16 protein-coding genes are annotated in these 15,904 nt (G+C 62.6%); 2 read left to right on the top strand and 14 right to left on the bottom strand.

From position 1 onward, the window contains the following. Positions 1-718: 718 nt before the first annotated feature. Complete coding sequence (locus HWX91_RS11620) at positions 719-1,840, top strand: AraC family transcriptional regulator (protein WP_042273566.1); 1,122 nt, start codon at positions 719-721, stop codon at positions 1,838-1,840. Here the strand turns inward: HWX91_RS11620 and HWX91_RS11625 are convergent. After that, complete coding sequence (locus HWX91_RS11625) at positions 1,758-3,068, bottom strand: MFS transporter (RefSeq protein ID WP_028193897.1); 1,311 nt, start codon at positions 3,066-3,068, stop codon at positions 1,758-1,760. The genes HWX91_RS11620 and HWX91_RS11625 overlap by 83 nt on opposite strands. Positions 3,069-3,372: 304 nt before the next feature. Here HWX91_RS11625 and HWX91_RS11630 point away from each other — a divergent pair, with 304 nt between their 5' ends. Beyond that, the gene (locus HWX91_RS11630) at positions 3,373-3,993 is read left to right on the top strand and encodes an ABC transporter ATP-binding protein (protein WP_028193898.1); all 621 of its coding nucleotides are present in this window, start codon (positions 3,373-3,375) and stop codon (positions 3,991-3,993) included. A 67-nt stretch (positions 3,994-4,060) separates the two neighbouring features. Here HWX91_RS11630 and HWX91_RS11635 read toward each other — a convergent pair whose 3' ends face one another. The 13 genes from HWX91_RS11635 to HWX91_RS11695 form a co-directional block, all read right to left on the bottom strand. Further along, a complete protein-coding gene (locus HWX91_RS11635; RefSeq protein WP_028193899.1) occupies positions 4,061-4,477 on the bottom strand; it encodes a universal stress protein in 417 nt (138 codons plus the stop codon). 152 nt (positions 4,478-4,629) lie between these two features. Next, the gene (locus HWX91_RS11640; protein WP_035519153.1) at positions 4,630-4,956 is read right to left on the bottom strand and encodes a hypothetical protein; all 327 of its coding nucleotides are present in this window, start codon (positions 4,954-4,956) and stop codon (positions 4,630-4,632) included. Between the two features lie 27 nt (positions 4,957-4,983). Next, positions 4,984-5,205: a hypothetical protein gene (locus tag HWX91_RS11645; protein ID WP_028193901.1), complete on the bottom strand. Its 222-nt coding sequence runs from the start codon at positions 5,203-5,205 to the stop codon at positions 4,984-4,986. A 119-nt stretch (positions 5,206-5,324) separates the two neighbouring features. Beyond that, on the bottom strand, positions 5,325-6,023 hold the full coding sequence (locus tag HWX91_RS11650) for a response regulator (protein ID WP_028193902.1): 699 nt from the start codon (positions 6,021-6,023) through the stop codon (positions 5,325-5,327). A 104-nt stretch (positions 6,024-6,127) separates the two neighbouring features. Further along, positions 6,128-6,709, bottom strand: a complete 582-nt coding sequence (gene kdpC / locus HWX91_RS11655) for a potassium-transporting ATPase subunit KdpC (RefSeq protein WP_028193903.1) — start codon at positions 6,707-6,709, stop codon at positions 6,128-6,130. Positions 6,710-6,727: 18 nt separating this feature from the next. Beyond that, positions 6,728-8,863, bottom strand: a complete 2,136-nt coding sequence (gene kdpB / locus HWX91_RS11660; protein WP_028193904.1) for a potassium-transporting ATPase subunit KdpB — start codon at positions 8,861-8,863, stop codon at positions 6,728-6,730. Between the two features lie 13 nt (positions 8,864-8,876). Beyond that, positions 8,877-10,685 (bottom strand): potassium-transporting ATPase subunit KdpA, encoded by a 1,809-nt coding sequence (kdpA, locus tag HWX91_RS11665; protein WP_028193905.1) that lies wholly within the window; start codon positions 10,683-10,685, stop codon positions 8,877-8,879. After that, a complete protein-coding gene (kdpF, locus tag HWX91_RS11670; RefSeq protein WP_028193906.1) occupies positions 10,682-10,777 on the bottom strand; it encodes a K(+)-transporting ATPase subunit F in 96 nt (31 codons plus the stop codon). Before kdpF ends, kdpA begins: the two co-directional genes overlap by 4 nt. A 246-nt stretch (positions 10,778-11,023) precedes the next feature. Continuing rightward, positions 11,024-11,992 (bottom strand): O-fucosyltransferase family protein, encoded by a 969-nt coding sequence (locus HWX91_RS11675; RefSeq protein ID WP_028193907.1) that lies wholly within the window; start codon positions 11,990-11,992, stop codon positions 11,024-11,026. A 181-nt stretch (positions 11,993-12,173) separates the two neighbouring features. Further along, a complete protein-coding gene (locus HWX91_RS11680; protein WP_028193908.1) occupies positions 12,174-13,466 on the bottom strand; it encodes a copper oxidase in 1,293 nt (430 codons plus the stop codon). Position 13,467: 1 nt separating this feature from the next. Then, the gene (locus HWX91_RS11685) at positions 13,468-14,901 is read right to left on the bottom strand and encodes a TolC family protein (protein WP_028193909.1); all 1,434 of its coding nucleotides are present in this window, start codon (positions 14,899-14,901) and stop codon (positions 13,468-13,470) included. Then, on the bottom strand, positions 14,898-15,233 hold the full coding sequence (locus HWX91_RS11690) for a hypothetical protein (protein WP_028193910.1): 336 nt from the start codon (positions 15,231-15,233) through the stop codon (positions 14,898-14,900). The genes HWX91_RS11685 and HWX91_RS11690 overlap by 4 nt, the downstream gene beginning before the upstream one ends. A gap of 93 nt (positions 15,234-15,326) precedes the next feature. After that, complete coding sequence (locus HWX91_RS11695) at positions 15,327-15,752, bottom strand: hypothetical protein (RefSeq protein WP_028193911.1); 426 nt, start codon at positions 15,750-15,752, stop codon at positions 15,327-15,329. Positions 15,753-15,904: the final 152 nt, after the last annotated feature.

Below are 15,904 nucleotides of genomic sequence, written 5' to 3' on the forward strand. Positions count from 1 at the left end.
GTCTATCCGACCTTCGATAGCGTCGGATTCAGGGAGCAATCGGCGCGCTAAAGCGATGCCCGGTTGCTCCGGCGCACAGTTTATCAGCGCTATATTCCCTGCGTATTCTTCAGATCTGAAAGTAACCGCGCCCTATTTAAAAGCGGTCAGAATGACAGCAAAGCGTGGATTATTAGAGACATTCATCCAGACACGGCGGATGGCTATAAACGGGTTTCGCGTGTCGCGTAGAAGAAGTTAACCGAGCGGGCGCCCGGCGGGGATGACACGTTAGTGGCAGTCCCCGACCGGTCGCTCGGCCAAGTCCGGCGGCGCCTACCTCACGCCGCCGGACGGACGTCGGGCAAGGCGCCCAACGTTTTCGCGGCTGGGAGGCGGACCTCTATGGGTCCATCCGCATTTCGCCGCACTCTCAGGTCCATCTTTTCTTATTGCCGGTGCCTGGTGGCACCGGTCGGCTCTCCTGCAACTACCCCCGATCCTCGCAACTCTTCCTTCGACAGATTCAAACGGCTATTCGTCGCCGCGGCCTGTTCTGTTATCAATGGACTCATTAAACGGCAGATGAAAACCATTCGCCGCCAATCGTCCGACAATAACCCAGCTTTTTTGATACGCTTTACCATACGTCTCAGTTTTGGACGATGGCGTGTTAAATATCGGGTTACCGCCGCTCGATCCGGCAGGACCGCGCCCCCCCAATTCGCACCGTCAATCCATGAATCAGCGCACCTTGCCGCCGCATCTGGCCGCTGCCGCCGCAGCCGAATCGCGCTCTGCGATTTCCGCGAGCCGCTTCAGCACGCATGCACTCCCAATCGAGGAACAATTTCTCGGCTGGCGCGAGCGTGTGGGCCATGTGGTCGACGTGCCGCCGTCGAAGGAACAGATCGTGGCGGGATTTCGCGGTGAGATCGATCTGTACGCGGTCGGCGGCATCGTATTTACAGATTGCCGCACGCAGGCATTGCGGCTGGAACGCTCAGTCGCGCGCGTCTCCACGGACTCGCGGCGCGACTACGTCTTCCATCTGTGCGTGGAAGGCGAAATCGGCGAAGTAACGGGGGTTCGCAAGAAACGCAGTGCGCCGGGTTCGGTGCAGGGCATCGTCGCGTTCGACATGAACCAGCCGTTTCGGGCCGCGCGGCCCGAAAGCCGGCTCCTGAATCTGTTCGTGCCAGCCGCGATCGTGGACGAGGAACTGGGCGACGGTTCGGCCATTCACGGGCGGATCGTTCCGCAGGGCTCACCGCTGACCGGTCTCGTGCTGGACCATATGGCGGCGCTCGCCAGGGAAATCCCCACGCTCGACCCGCTCGCCGCAGCAGACGCCTTCCATACAGGCGCCCAGTTGATGATCGCCGCGTTCCGCAAGGAAGCAAGCCTGACGGGTGCGAGCCGGGCGGCGCTGCAGGCGGCCGTGATGGGACAGGTGCGGCGTTACGTCGACGCCAATCTGCATCAGAGCGAGCTCACGCCAACCAGCGTGGTCCAGGCGCTGCAACTGAAACGCGCCACCATCTATCGCTGGTTCGAGCACGACGGCGGCCTTGGCGCCTACATCCGCAATCGCCGTTTGCGGGAAGCGGCGGACGAACTGGTCCGTTTCCCACATCTTCAGGTGACGGATATCGCGTACGGACTCGGCTTCCAGAGCGCGTCCGATTTCACCCGCGCATTTCGCCGCGCCTTCGACATGAGCCCGCAGGACATGCGGGCGCGGGCGCTGATCCTGCAGCACCACGGCGCGGGCGAGCTTACGGCCTCGGCTGCGAAGCGCGGGCAACACTCGCGCGGGGCGTTTCTGCCTCGGGAAATGCCCGCAGCGCAGCAAGCGTGAGCAGGGTCGCGGCCATCAGATACCACGCGGGGACCATCGGATCGCCCGTCCGGTTGATCAGCCACGTCACGAGGAACGGCGAAAATCCGCCGAACAGCACGACCCCGAAGCTGTAAATCACCGCCAGTCCGGCCGCGCGCCGATGCGCCGGAAACGCCTCCATCATCAGCACGGACGCCGGGCCGGCGTTATTGACCGCAAGCGCGACGTACGCCGTGATGATGACGAGCGCAGCGACATCGCCCACGCCGTGAACCAGCGCCCGGAATGCCGGCCATGTGCCCGCCAGCGCGGCCACGAGTGCCGCGTATTGCAGCGTCTTGCGGCTCGCGAGGCGATCGGCCGCGTACGCGAGGAGCGGCGTCACGACGAGGATCACGAGCCCGGAGAGGCAGGCCGTCAGCAAGCTGATCGCAGCCGGCCGATGCAGCGTGCGAACCAGATAAGCCGGCATATAGAAGACGGTGAGGTAGATGCCCACCGAAGGCGCCGCCATCATCAGCAGGCCGCAAATGATCGGACGAGGATGGTCCGTGAGCATGCGCCACGGGCTGAGCCGCGCACGCGGCAGCGGCGCGGCCACCGGCATCCGGCGGCGCAAATACCAGCCGACCGGTCCGATCAGCCCGCCCAGCACGAACGGAATGCGCCACCCCCAGTCCTGCATCGCGGCGGGCGACAGCAGCGCTGTCATGCTCGCCCCGACCAGCGCGGCGGCGAACGCGGCCGCGCCCTGGCTCGCGCCGCGCCAGCTCACCATGAAACAGCGATGCCGGTAAGCGGCCGACTCCATCAGCGAAGCCGACGCGGGCCCAATCTCCCCGCCTGCCGCGAGCCCCTGCATCAGGCGCGCGAGCACCATCAATACCGGCGCCGCCGGACCGATCGACGCATAGCCCGGCAGGCACGCGATCAACCAGGTGCCGACGGTCATGAGGGTTAGCGATAGTGTGAGACCGGCTTTGCGGCCACGGGTGTCGGCGACGTGGCCGATCATGATCGCGCCGAGCGGGCGCATCACGAAACCCGCACCGAAGGTGGCGAGCGAGAGCAGCAACGACGACGCGGGATTAACCGAAGGAAAAAAAAGATTGCCTATGATGACGGCGGAAAAGCTGTAGACGGTGAAGTCGTATGCGACGAAGCCGTTACCGACGACAATCGCCGTGACGATACGTCTGAGTTCGGCGCGGGACGGCGGAGTCCTTTCGCGGGCAGCGGTTTGCATGGATTGCGCTTGACGAGGAAAGCGTCGGGAGAGTCGGGAAATTGTTGGCGTGTCAATGGCGCTTTTTTACTTAACGGCGCGGCGAGACGCAACTTTACACGCCTGCCCCGATGTTTGCGCGCAACTGCGCAGGCGAATGGCGCAACCGTCCGGTGCAGTGTCGAACGCCGGGCAGTGCCTTCAGGCGCGCTGCTACACTTGCACACCGCCAACTTCCCGATGAATCCCGAGCCGCCGCATCGCGCGGAATCGCACTCAGCGCGAGCGCGCGCGGCCCATTCTTCGGCAGACACACTCCACGTTTATGCTTCGATTCGAGAACCTCAGCAAACGCTATAGCGAACGCATCCTCTTCCAGCACCTGCATTACGACACTGCGGCAGGATGCGTGGCGCTCAACGATGAATCAGGCAGTGGCAAATCCACATTGCTGGGCATGCTCGCAGGCACGATCGAACCCGACACGGGCGAGGTATGGCTCGGCGGCCACTCACTGCGCAGCGCGCCGCGTCTGGCGAAATCCGTGCTCACTTATGTACCGGAAGACTGCATGACGTATCCCGACGAGACGGGCCGCGCGTATCTGAATCGCGTGGCGGCGGAGCGAAACACGGTGCTCGACGCTCACACGCTCGATCTCGCGCATCGCTTCGGACTCGAACCGCATCTCGACAAGCGCTTCGAACAGATGTCGTTCGGCACGCGCAAGAAGATCTTTCTCACGGGGGCGGTACTCGGCGACACGAAAGTCGTGATCGCGGATGAACCGGTAGGCGGACTCGACGCGTCGGCGCGTGCGGTTCTGGTGGATCTGTTTAAAACGCTCGCTGAAACCCGCACCGTCTTTTTCTCGAGCTACGACCTCGCATTTACGCAAGCCTGCGAGGCGAGCACCCTCTGCTTTGCCGAGCTGGGTAAGGAATGAATAAGCGCGAGGCGGTTGCACCGGCATGGCAAGCAGATGGTGCTGCCGCCGATGAACGTGGGCTATTTCAATGAACCATCGTGACCGGCGTGGGGGTCCGCCTCGATAGAGAAGCGAACATGGCCAGCCTTCTGAAGAAGCCCATCTGGCTTGCGTCGATCACCATCACGTCGGGCCGGGTGCTTGCCGCGTAGTCGGCGATGGCTTTCGTGCGGTGCCCGAATACCCGTTTCCAGTGGTACGGCACACCTGCTTCTTCCAGTATGGTGCGGGCGTCGATCAACGCTTTCAGCATGGCCTGCTTTTCCATCCGCACCAGTGAGCTTCGGGTGTGGAAGGCTGCCGCGCGCCCCTGATCCACCGGCTCGAGTACTTCCAGCAATTCGACTTCGGTCACGCCACGCTCCAGAAACATGAAGGCCGCGTAGCGCGCGGCTTCTATCGCGCCGCCATGGTCGAGAACAGGAATCAGCATTCGTATCATCGAGAACTCCGGCAGGTAGCTTGTACTTTTAGCTTAGCCAATGCGGTATTAATGTCGTGTAAAAAAATGGCATTTAGAAATCTTCATGCTAAAGCACGCCGCAGTGGAATGTGTCCGCATGCAGGCACATTCCACTGCGGCGTACCGCGTTCTCACGATGTCTGTATCGCTGCGGGATTCAGTTCGATATGCAGAATGACCAGCCACCGCTTCGGACAATCCTCGGCAATCTGCAACTCCTGCTTACGCTCGCCAACCGTCTTCACGAAACCCTTCTCACGTGCGAAACCGAACGCGCGCCGCGCGTCGGATTGCAACCATAGGGTGAGCAGCCCGCATGTCACGCAACTGAAAAGCCAGATCGTTTCATGGGGCAGCGCGGCGTCGAGTTGCTGCGCGACGTACGTAAAAATAGTCGTGAGAACCTGATTGGTGACGAAGGCGATGGCGACGACCTTGCACATTCCCCTGAATATCATGGCGGGTCTCGAGGGCGTCATGGATTTTCAAACCCCGAGCATGCGGCGTGCTTCAGCTTCAGCTTCGGCCAAGGCCAATGCCGCGGCGCAATCGCGCATCGGCCGGCCGCAGCCACGCCCGGTAACCTGCTGGATCTGCCTGTCTTGCCGCGTGGTCGTTACGCGCAGTGCGCCTTTGAACATGTGGCCCGGCGCGGGGAATACGCACGCCTCGACGGTCACGTTACCCTTTGTTTGCTTGAATGCCATACATCCTCTTTCAATTCGCGGACTCATTCTTACGGCGGTATGCCAGATTTGAACTATACGGACGACACCGTAAAGACCGGGAAACGATTGCCGCGGGCGCCATAAAAATCCTGTGAAATTCATCGCACGCCGACCAGCCGGTACCCGACGCCGGCCTCCGTGACAAAGTGCTCAGGATGCGCCGGGTCGCGTTCGAGCTTGTGGCGCAGATGCGCCATGTAGATGCGCAGGTAATGGTGATTGTCGAGTCGCAACGGCCCCCACACCTCGCCGAGCAGTTGCTCATGCGTCAATACGCGCCCAGGATGGCGCACCAGCACGGACAGAAGGCGATATTCGGTGGGGCTGAGATGGACTACGTGGCTGCCGCGCACCACCCTTCGTTCACCGAGATCGATCGTGACCAGACCAAACTGAACCTGAGGCGTGCCGGCCCTGTCGCCGTTGGCCTGCCTGCGCAAATGGGCGCGAATCCGCGCGCTGAGCTCCGGCAGGCCGAACGGCTTGGTGAGGTAGTCGTCGGCGCCGGCATCGAGTGCGGCTACCTTGTCTTCCTCGCGGCTTCGCGCCGACAGCACGATCACCGGCATCGCCGACCAGCCGCGCAACTCACGAATCACCTCGATGCCGTCCATGTCCGGCAAATTCAGATCGACGATGACGAGATCCGCTAGCCGCGTCGCCGCCTGTGCGAGGCCCTGCGCGCCGGTCTGCGCTTCGAAGACACTCATGCCATTCGCTTCGAGGCTGCTGCGAACAAAGCGGCGGATGGCTTTGTCGGCGTCGATCACAACGACTGTTACGGTGGGATCGCTCATGAATGTGCCACGTCGGCAGCAGCCCGATGAGGTAGCGGCCAACGTCCAGGCGGGGTCTCCGTAATGATTGAACAGCAAAGAAAGAGCAACAGTAATCAACCGCTTCAATGCATCGGCTTGAGATCGTCCAAAGCGAGGTTGAGTTTCAGCACGTTCACGCGTGCCTCGCCAAAGAGGCCGAACTGCCGCCCCGACGTATTACGCGCAACCAGATCGTTCACCTGGCCGACCGTCAGGCCGCGAGCCTTCGCCACGCGCGCCGCCTGATAGGCGGCCGCCGCCGGACTGATCTCCGGATCGAGCCCGCTGCCCGAGGACGTCACCAGATCCACCGGCACCGGTTGCGACATGTCGTTGCCGGCCGCTTTCAACGCGTCGAGGCGGCCTTTTATTTCGTCGGCGAGCGCGGGGTTGGTCGGGCCGAGGTTCGAGCCACCCGAGTTCTGCGCGTTATAGGGCTGGGGCGTGGTGGCCGACAGGCGTCCCCAGAAATAGGCCGGCGCGTCGAACTGCTGACCGATCAGCGCGGAGCCGACCGTCTTGCCGTTCTTCTCGAGCAGACTGCCGTTCGCTTGCGCCGCGAAGGCCGTATGACCGATTGCGGTCACGACGATCGGATAGATCACCCCGGTGATCACGGTCATCAGGATGAACAGAACGAGCAGCGGACGAAGCAGCGTTTTCATGATCTTCACTCTATTGGGTCAGACCCAGCCGAACACGTTCAGCACCATATCGATCAGCTTGATGAACGGGAACGGCAGCAGTATTCCGCCCAGCCCGTAGATCAGCAGGTTGCGGCGCAGCAGCGACGCCGCGCCCAGCGCCCGGTATTTCACGCCCTTGAGCGCCAGCGGGATCAGCGCAACGATAATCAGCGCATTGAAAATCACCGCCGACAGAATGGCCGACGAGGGCGAGCTCAGATGCATCACGTCGAGCACACGCAGTTGTGGATAGGTTGTCGCAAACGCCGCCGGGATGATCGCGAAGTACTTGGCGACGTCGTTGGCGATCGAGAACGTGGTGAGCGAGCCGCGCGTCATCAGCATCTGCTTGCCGATCTCGACGATCTCGATCAGCTTGGTCGGATTCGAATCGAGGTCGACCATGTTGCCGGCTTCTTTTGCGGCCTGCGTACCGGTGTTCATCGCCACCGCCACGTCCGCCTGCGCGAGCGCCGGGGCGTCGTTGGTACCGTCGCCGGTCATCGCCACGAGGCGGCCTTCGGTCTGGTGCGTGCGGATCGTGGCGAGCTTCGCTTCCGGCGTGGCTTCGGCGAGGAAATCGTCGACCCCTGCTTCGGCTGCAATCGCGGCGGCCGTGAGACGGTTGTCGCCCGTCACCATGACGGTCTTGATACCCATCTTGCGTAGCTCAGCGAAGCGCTCCTTGATGCCGCCCTTGACGATATCCTTCAACTCGATCACACCGAGGCACCGCGCGGCACTCTCGCCACGATTATGTTGCGCGACGACCAGCGGCGTGCTGCCACGCCGCGCGATCTCCGACACGGCCGCGCTCAGCTCCGCGGGAAACCGGCCGCCGTGCGCCTCGACGTAGTGTTTGATAGCATCGGACGCCCCCTTGCGAATCTCCCGTTCGGGCAGATCGACACCGCTCATGCGCGACTGGGCGCTAAAGGCGAGGAAGGTCGCCTGCAACGCATGCATATCGCGTTCGCGAATATTGAAGCGCTGCTTGGCCAGCACGACGATGCTGCGCCCCTCCGGTGTTTCGTCGGCGAGCGAGGACAGTTGCGCCGCGTCGGCAAGCTGTTCCTCCGTGACACCCGGAGCCGGCGTAAAGGCCGAGGCCTGCCGATTGCCGAGCGTGATCGTACCGGTCTTGTCGAGCAGCAGCACGTCGACGTCGCCCGCCGCTTCCACGGCACGGCCCGAGGTGGCGATCACGTTCGCCTGCATCATGCGGCTCATGCCGGCCACGCCGATCGCGGACAACAGCCCGCCGATGGTGGTCGGAATCAGGCACACCAGCAGCGCGACCAGCGCCGTGATCGTGACCACGTGCCCTGCTTTCGCGGCCTCGACCGAGAACATCGAGAACGGCAACAGCGTGGCGGTGGCGAACAGCAGCACGAGCGTCAGCGCGACCAGCAGAATCGTCAGCGCGATTTCGTTGGGCGTTTTTTGACGCTTCGCACCTTCCACCATCGCGATCATGCGGTCGAGGAAGGCCTCGCCCGGATTCACGGTGACCCGCATGACAATCCAGTCCGACAGCACGCGCGTGCCGCCCGTTACCGACGAGAAATCGCCGCCCGACTCGCGGATCACCGGTGCGGATTCGCCCGTGATCGCCGATTCGTCGACCGAGGCGACACCTTCGAGGACCTCGCCGTCAGCCGGAATCACATCGCCGGTTTCGACCAGCACGACATCGCCTTTACGCAGTTCGGTCGCGGTCGTGATGCGGATCGGCGACTTGGGATGCGCCTCCTGCAGCTTCTTCGCCATCACGTTGTGCTTCGCGCCGCGCAGCGAAGCCGCTTGCGCTTTGGAGCGGCCCTCGGCGAGCGCCTCGGCGAAGTTGGCGAACAGCACGGTAAACCACAGCCAGAGCGCGATCGCGAGAATGAAACCGGCGGGCGCCTCGGCCTGCCCCCCGAGCGCCGCGATCCACAGAATGGTGGTCAGAATGCTGCCGACGTACACGCAGAACATCACCGGATTACGCAATTGATGACGTGGCGCGAGTTTCCTGAACGAATCGACGAGCGCCGGCCGGGCAATCGCCGGGTCGAACATCGAGCGCGCGGCGTTGCGCGCCTGGCCGATGTTGCCCGGCTGATGAACCGGCGGTTGGAGTCCGTTAGTCATGCTGTCCTCTCAGTCAATGTCCCGCGACCATGATCAGATGTTCAACCACAGGGCCGAGCGCCAGCGCCGGCACGTACGTGAGTGCGCCGACCAGCACCACCGTGCCGAGCAGCAGCACCACGAACAGCGGGCCGTGCGTCGGCAGCGTGCCGGCGGTGGCGGAGATGCGTTTCTTGGCAGCCAGCGACCCGGCGATCGCCAGCACCGGCACAATCGAGCCGAAGCGGCCGAACCACATGACGAAGGCCAGCGTGCTGTTGTAGAACGGCGTATTGACCGAGAGGCCGGCGAACGCGCTGCCGTTGTTATTGGCGGCCGAACTGTAGGCGTAGAGAATCTCGGAGAAGCCATGGGGCCCGGGATTGGCGATGCCCGCCACGCCGGCTGCCGTCAGCACGGCGATCGATGCACCGACCAGCACGAGCAGCGGCGTGAGCAGCACGGCAATCGACACCATCTTCATCTCGTACGACTCGATCTTCTTGCCGATGTATTCCGGCGTTCGTCCGATCATCAGACCGGCCACGAACACCGCAAGCAACGCGAACACGAGCATGCCGTAGAGACCCGAGCCGACGCCCCCGAAGATCACCTCGCCGAGCTCGATCAACAGGAGCGGAACGAAGCCGCCCATCGGCGTCAGCGAATCGTGCATGTTATTCACGGCGCCGCACGACGCGGCGGTGGTCGCCACGGTAAAGATGCCGGACTGAGCGATGCCGAAGCGGGTTTCCTTGCCTTCCATGTTGCCGCCGGGCTGCGTGGCCGACGCGGTTTGATCGACATGCAGCGACGCATACAGCGGATTGCCGTTCTGCTCCGACGAAATCTCACCCCAGCAGGCGAGCGCGAAAGCGATCGTCATTGCCGCCAGCACGGCATAGCCCTGACGCGGGTCGCCCACCATCCGGCCGAACACCACGCACAGCGCAGCCGGAATAACCAGCATCGCGATCATCTGCACGAAGTTGGAAAACGGCGTCGGGTTCTCGTACGGATGCGCGGAATTGGCGTTGAAAAAACCGCCGCCGTTGGTCCCGAGCATCTTGATCGCTTCCTGCGACGCGACCGGCCCCATCGCGAGGGTCTGCTTGTCGGCCTTGTTGTCCACCATCACCGGGTTGCCCTTCGCGTCCTTGACGGGATTGCCCTGGGCGTCGGTCTTCGGTGCTTGATACGTCGTCACCTGCAGCGTCGGCACGTCTTCGTACGACTTGAAGTTCTGAATCACGCCCTGGCTGATCAGGACAAGCGCAATCGCCGTAGCGAGCGGCGCGAGGATATACAACGTGATACGCGTCAGATCGACCCAGAAATTGCCGATCGTCGCCGTCGTATGGCGCGCGAAACCGCGAATCAACGCGACCACGACAGCAATGCCGGTGGCGGCCGAAAGGAAGTTTTGCACCGTCAGCGCGGCCATTTGCGTCAGATAGCTGACGGTCGATTCCGGCGTGTAGTCCTGCCAGTTCGTGTTGGTCACGAAGCTGACTGCGGTGTTGAAGGCGGCGTCGGGTGTCATCGGTCCGAAGCCTTGCGGGTTCGCAGGCAGCCATTGCTGCAGACGCAGAAATCCGTACACCGCGCCCACCCCGAGGGTATTGAACGCCAGCACGGCCAGCGCATAGCGCTTCCACGACATTTCGGCGCTGGGATCGACTCCGGCGAGCTTGTAGAACGCGGTTTCGATCGGCCGCCCGAACTGGCGCACGACCACCGAGGAACCGTCCACCACGCCGGTCATGTAACGGCCGAGCGGTATGGCGAGCGCAATCAGCACGACGATGAAAACGCCGGGCTGAACCAGGTTGTTGAGGTTCATTCGAGAGCCTCCGCGCGCAGCAGTGCATACACGAGGTAAGCGAACAGAATCAGCGTCGAGGCCGCGGCGAGCCAGGTCATCCAGGTAGTCATGGACGGCCACCAGGTGCGCGGTGCAGCTTGTCGCAGCCTATTACGAAGGCCGCAACGAGACCGCCGAACGCAACGATTGCGATGAGGTAAAGCAGATCCATGGCCCAGTCTCCACAAGGGACTCCTGTACCGTGAAATCTAGGAAAATCCGCGTAAACACAGCGTTAAGACTTGGCCGCGTTTCGTAAATATGACGGGAGCGGAAGGCAGAGAGCGCCGCGCCGGTGTAGCGGCAGACCACGCACCCTATGCCGCCTGAGCCGCCTTATCGTGCGCGGCCTGTTCGAGCCAGAGCCGGCTATCGGGAAACCAGAATGCGTCCGGGCGCGGTGGCGAAACGAGTTTCACCGGAAGGGCGGGATTGAAGATCTTCGACCAGGCTGACAGGTAAGACGGCGTCTTCACGAGAAACCCGCAATTGGCGAGAAGCAGGCTGGAAAGCAGCGCCTCGCGGCCGATCTCGAGTCCGGGATAGCCGCTGAAGTGAACGGGTGTGCTGCCGCATGCCAGGTGTTTTGCCGGTGCGACCGTGACTGGCTTGCCGAACGGCCACGCGATAAAGAAATCGATAAACGCCTGTTCGTCGCTCGATATGAAAATATGGTCGAGGTGCGGATTTTCCGCGAGCGCCGATTCCACCTGCCGGCAGAAGCTTCCCCAGGAAACCGGCACGGCCTCCAGGGTCTTGTCGGTGCCTCTGAAATGCGCGCCAAGGGTCGACGCGCCGATCCCGAGCTTGCGGCAGATCGCGTCGACTTCTTCGAGGATATGCGCGGCCGGCCGATAGTGGGCGAAGAACAGTTCGCTTGCGCTCCTGAGTTGAAGCAGGCATTCGTAACGCTGACGAAAGCCCAGATGGACCAGGTCGCGAACCGTCGACGTCCTCACTTTATGGGCGACCGCGACACCCGAGGCGGGACGCACGGGTTCGAAGAAAACCGTGAACCAGTCCAGTTTCCCCTCGGCGTCGCCATACAGCCCACCGCGCGCGCTAATGCACGGGGTGAGGCATTTCTCGTCGCAATACATCAGAATAAACAGGACCATCTGCATCACGGAGAAAAACCCGGAGTTCTCCTGAATCTCGATGGAAAAAACGCCCCTGTTCAAGCGTTGCCTGGCGTGAAGTGAGAGCCGGCGCGGCATGGCCACGGAATGCTTGAACCCCTCGCTGCGTCGGATCTGTTTCGCCCGATCGACCACCTTTCTCAACATGCCGACTCCTAATTAATTAGGTATTCTTTGAAATGGCACGGACCTGTTTGACTGCGAAGGAACGGACGACCCAGCATAGCATTTCAGGAAGTCAGCTCACGTAAGGTTCGCCCCGTCTTGGTGAGCTAGCGCACAAAGAATCGGTAAGGTTTTCCCTGGATCGGCGTGCCGCGCCGCCAACTCAACCAGGCAGTTCGCCGGTGTATTCGTACGCCACGGTTCCTTGCGGATGCCTGAACCACCCCGGGTCGCGATAGTCATTGCGCCCCAACCCCTCCCGCACTTTCACGACGCTGAACATGCCGCCCATTTCCAGCGCGCCGAACGGTCCTGTGCCGGTCATCATCGGCAGGGTGTTGTCGGGTAGCGGCATTTCCATGCCGCCCATCGAACCGCCCGTGCTGCCCATCGCCATGTAATCGGGCACCAGCCTGTTGATACGTTTCGCGAGGTCCTGCTGCGGCACGCCGATCAGGTTCGGCACCTGGTGCCCCATCGCATTCATCGTGTGATGGGACTTGTGGCAATGAAACGCCCAGTCGCCGGGCCGGTTCGCGGCGAACTCGATCGCGCGCATCTGGCCGACCGCGACATCCGCGGTCACCTCCGGCCAGCGCGCCGAGGGTTGAATCCATCCGCCGTCCGTTCCCACCACTTCGAACTGGTAGCCGTGCAGGTGGATCGGGTGATTGGTCATCGTCAGATTGCCGACGCGAATGCGCACGCGATCGCCCGCGCGCACCGGTAACGCATCGATACCCGGAAACACGCGGGCATTCCACGTCCACATGTTGAAGTCGGTCATCTCGTTCACGCGCGGCGTGAAGCTGCCTGGGTCGATGTCGTAGGCGGACATGATGAACACGAAGTCGCGATCCACCCGCATGACGCTCGGGTCCGTCGGATGAACGATGAAGCTGCCCATCATGCCCATCGCCATCTGCACCATCTCGTCGGCGTGCGGGTGATACATGAACGTGCCGTGCTTCTCGAGCTGAAACTCGTAAACAAAGGTCTTGCCCGGCGGAATATGCGGCTGCGTGAGACCGCCGACGCCGTCCATGCCGCACGGCAGGAGCATGCCGTGCCAGTGAACCGTGGTGTGCTCCGGCAGCCTGTTGGTCACGAAGATGCGAACCTTGTCGCCTTCAACGGCCTCGATGGTCGGCCCCGGCGCCTGACCGTTATAGCCCCACAGATGAGCACTCATGCCCGGCGCGAGTTCGCGCACCACCGGCTCGGCAATCAGATGAAACTCCTTCCAGCCGTTCTTCATGCGCCACGGCAGCGACCAGCCGTTCAACGTGGCAACGGGCGTGTATGGCCGCCCGGCCGGGGGCACGAGCGGTGGCTGCATCGCGGCCGTGGTCATCGTGGGCGCCTCGGGCAATGATGCGGCGCCGGCCTTGCTGACCAGTGCCGCCCCCAACAACGCGGCGCCGGAGCCGCTGAGAAAATTTCGACGAGACACCATGTCATTGCCCTTCAGAATCGGTGGATGACGCTTGCGGCGCCGTGGATACGAATGGCGCCGAGGCCATTGCGAGAGGCGGCAGACGGCCGCCGAGCGCCTGTTGCAGATCGGTCTGCGCGAGCCAGTAGTCCCTGAGCGCGTCGATCGCGCTGTTCACGGCGCCGATCTGGTCGCGCGAATCGGCGAGCAGTTCGAATACGCTCGCGAGCATGCCGTTATAGCGAAGCAGCAGTTCGTCCGACATGGTTTTGCGGATCGGCACCACTTCGTCGCGATAGTGCTTCGCTACGTCGTAGTTCGTCACATAGGCCGAATACGATTCCCGCACCTCGGAGCGCGCGTTGATCGCGGTCTCGGCGACGCGGTTCGCGGACCGTAGATAGATCGCTTCGGCGCGCGCCACTTTCGAGGCGCCCCAGTCGAAGAGCGGAATCTCGACGCCGATCTCGTAGCCCTGCTCGCGGCCATCGGAGCTCGTGAAGTTGTTCTGATACCCGACATCGAGCGCATTGATGAATCGCGTTGCCCGGCTCAGGCCTAGAGAACGTCCCACGCTTTGCGTCTGCAGCTTCGCGGCCTGAATATCCAGGCGGTTCTCCATCGCGAAGCGCTCGAGATCCGGCAACTCGGGCCGGGTTGCGGGCAGGTCGGGCAGACGCTCGGGGAGGTCATACTCGGCCTGCGAACCCCATAGGCCCATCGTACGAGTGAGTTTTTCCCGCGCGGATACGGACTGTTGCCGCGCCTTCGCCAGTTGCGCAACGGCTTGCGCGTAGAAGGCCTGCTCACGCGCGTAGTCGAGCTTGCTGAAATTGCCGGCCTGCTGCATGCGCAGCGCCAGCTCGGCACCGGCTTGCGCCGAGTCCTTCACCTGCTCCGCGTAGCCAGCCGATTGCTTCGTCGCGACCGCACCGATATAGGCGCGGCGTGCGTCGGCGGCGACCTTGAGCATGGCATCCGCCGCGAGCAGCCGGGTCTGCTCGAAACGGCCGCTTTCGATGCGTGTCGCCAATGGCAGCGTCAGCACGCTCAACAGGCCGAGCGTGAATGTGCGGCTGATGCTCAGATCGCTGCCCCCGTGTGTACGGCTGAAGGTGAAGCCGGGATTCGGCAATCGTCCCGCCTGCACCAGGTCCGCCTCGGCAATGCCGAGGTCGCTGTACGCGGCTTGCAATCCACGGTTGTTCAGCAGTGCGATCTGGACGGCGTCGTCCATGCTGAGTGGCCTGGACAACAGTTCTTGCGTGCGCCGGGCTACAGCGCTGCGGTTTTCGTCCGTTCTCACCAGCACGGCGTCTTTTCCAAGCCGCTGCGATGCCGTGTTGGAAACAGTGTCGAAGCCGCCGTCCTTCGAAAACGTCGTGCAGCCGGTGAGAACCACCAGCACGGTGACGGCGGCGATGACGCGGCTGTCTGGAAACGGAGTGCGCTTCATTTCGCCGGCTCCTCGTGATGGGCGCCGTGCTGGTCATCGTTGTCGCCATCGTTGTTGCCATCGTTGGCATCATCATCAGCGTCATTATCCGAATGCATTTGACCGTGGTTCATTCCGGCCCCGCCGGATGGACTCGCCACCGCGCGATTGAGCAATTGCCAGCCGGGTGTTTTCTGCTCCCGATAAGGTCGATAGTCCGCGAAGACTGACGGTACATTCACAGCAGGAACCGACGCCGCGGGATCCGCCGGATCGGGACGTGTGGGCATGGCGTGCACGAGCGCCGGCAATACTGCCGTCGCGCCGAGCACCGCCGCAATAAACGTTCGCATTGGTTTTCTCGTCGTATGCCACCCGGACGGCCGACGTGCAACGTGCGGCCATCAAGGCGAAATTGAACATCGCAGCTTCACGCTGCGAAAGAACTAGACGACAGAGATTCGGGGAGGTCGCTCGATGCCGTCGGTCAGAAACGACGCGACGCGGGCTGCAGGAGGAAGAGGTACGGCGAAAGGAATAACGGCGGCGGATATCGCCGCTTGCGGATCAGCCGGCAAACCACCGCCGAAACAGCAGGACGCGCAAGCCGCGCAGGTGTGAGCATGATGCGCATCGCCCTGATGACTGTGGTTCTGGGCCTGCACGCTAGCGTCATCATGGCCGCCAGCGGCCGTCATCATTTCGGCTCCGCCATGCTGATGGATCATCTCACTGGCATTCTGATAACGCATGGCCCCACCTTCCCCACCGATCTGCGAGGCCTCGCATTTCATGGAGACGACCGCGAACGACTGAACCGGAAGGCTCAGCGCGAGCAGCACGACGAGGAAAAGTTTGCGCCAGTAAGACATGGGTACGGAGTCTAGCACGCTGATTAAGAAGACTGTAAGGCAGGAAGCGCGTCGGCCAGTGCCATTTTTTTTACCCCGAGGGCTCACGGTCACTGACAACATGAACAAGGATAAATACGCTTGACCTTCCCGCGGTGGGAAGGTCCAAGCTC

Source organism: Paraburkholderia fungorum, assembly GCF_902833645.1.
GTDB classification, from domain to species: Bacteria; Pseudomonadota; Gammaproteobacteria; order Burkholderiales; family Burkholderiaceae; genus Paraburkholderia; species Paraburkholderia fungorum.

What these genes read in the sequence shown, in the direction of transcription:
- HWX91_RS11630 (WP_028193898.1), top strand. Translation starts at nt 3,373, where the DNA reads ATGCTTCGATTCGAGAACCTCAGCAAACGCTATAGCGAACGCATCCTC.
- HWX91_RS11680 (WP_028193908.1), bottom strand. Translation starts at nt 13,466, where the DNA reads ATGGTGTCTCGTCGAAATTTTCTCAGCGGCTCCGGCGCCGCGTTGTTG.
- HWX91_RS11620 (WP_042273566.1), top strand. Translation starts at nt 719, where the DNA reads ATGAATCAGCGCACCTTGCCGCCGCATCTGGCCGCTGCCGCCGCAGCC.
- kdpB (WP_028193904.1), bottom strand. Translation starts at nt 8,863, where the DNA reads ATGACTAACGGACTCCAACCGCCGGTTCATCAGCCGGGCAACATCGGC.
- HWX91_RS11650 (WP_028193902.1), bottom strand. Translation starts at nt 6,023, where the DNA reads ATGAGCGATCCCACCGTAACAGTCGTTGTGATCGACGCCGACAAAGCC.
- HWX91_RS11675 (WP_028193907.1), bottom strand. Translation starts at nt 11,992, where the DNA reads ATGTTGAGAAAGGTGGTCGATCGGGCGAAACAGATCCGACGCAGCGAG.
- HWX91_RS11635 (WP_028193899.1), bottom strand. Translation starts at nt 4,477, where the DNA reads ATGATACGAATGCTGATTCCTGTTCTCGACCATGGCGGCGCGATAGAA.
- HWX91_RS11645 (WP_028193901.1), bottom strand. Translation starts at nt 5,205, where the DNA reads ATGGCATTCAAGCAAACAAAGGGTAACGTGACCGTCGAGGCGTGCGTA.
- kdpF (WP_028193906.1), bottom strand. Translation starts at nt 10,777, where the DNA reads ATGACTACCTGGATGACCTGGCTCGCCGCGGCCTCGACGCTGATTCTG.
- kdpA (WP_028193905.1), bottom strand. Translation starts at nt 10,685, where the DNA reads ATGAACCTCAACAACCTGGTTCAGCCCGGCGTTTTCATCGTCGTGCTG.
- HWX91_RS11640 (WP_035519153.1), bottom strand. Translation starts at nt 4,956, where the DNA reads ATGATATTCAGGGGAATGTGCAAGGTCGTCGCCATCGCCTTCGTCACC.
- HWX91_RS11685 (WP_028193909.1), bottom strand. Translation starts at nt 14,901, where the DNA reads ATGAAGCGCACTCCGTTTCCAGACAGCCGCGTCATCGCCGCCGTCACC.
- HWX91_RS11625 (WP_028193897.1), bottom strand. Translation starts at nt 3,068, where the DNA reads ATGCAAACCGCTGCCCGCGAAAGGACTCCGCCGTCCCGCGCCGAACTC.
- kdpC (WP_028193903.1), bottom strand. Translation starts at nt 6,709, where the DNA reads ATGAAAACGCTGCTTCGTCCGCTGCTCGTTCTGTTCATCCTGATGACC.
- HWX91_RS11695 (WP_028193911.1), bottom strand. Translation starts at nt 15,752, where the DNA reads ATGTCTTACTGGCGCAAACTTTTCCTCGTCGTGCTGCTCGCGCTGAGC.
- HWX91_RS11690 (WP_028193910.1), bottom strand. Translation starts at nt 15,233, where the DNA reads ATGCGAACGTTTATTGCGGCGGTGCTCGGCGCGACGGCAGTATTGCCG.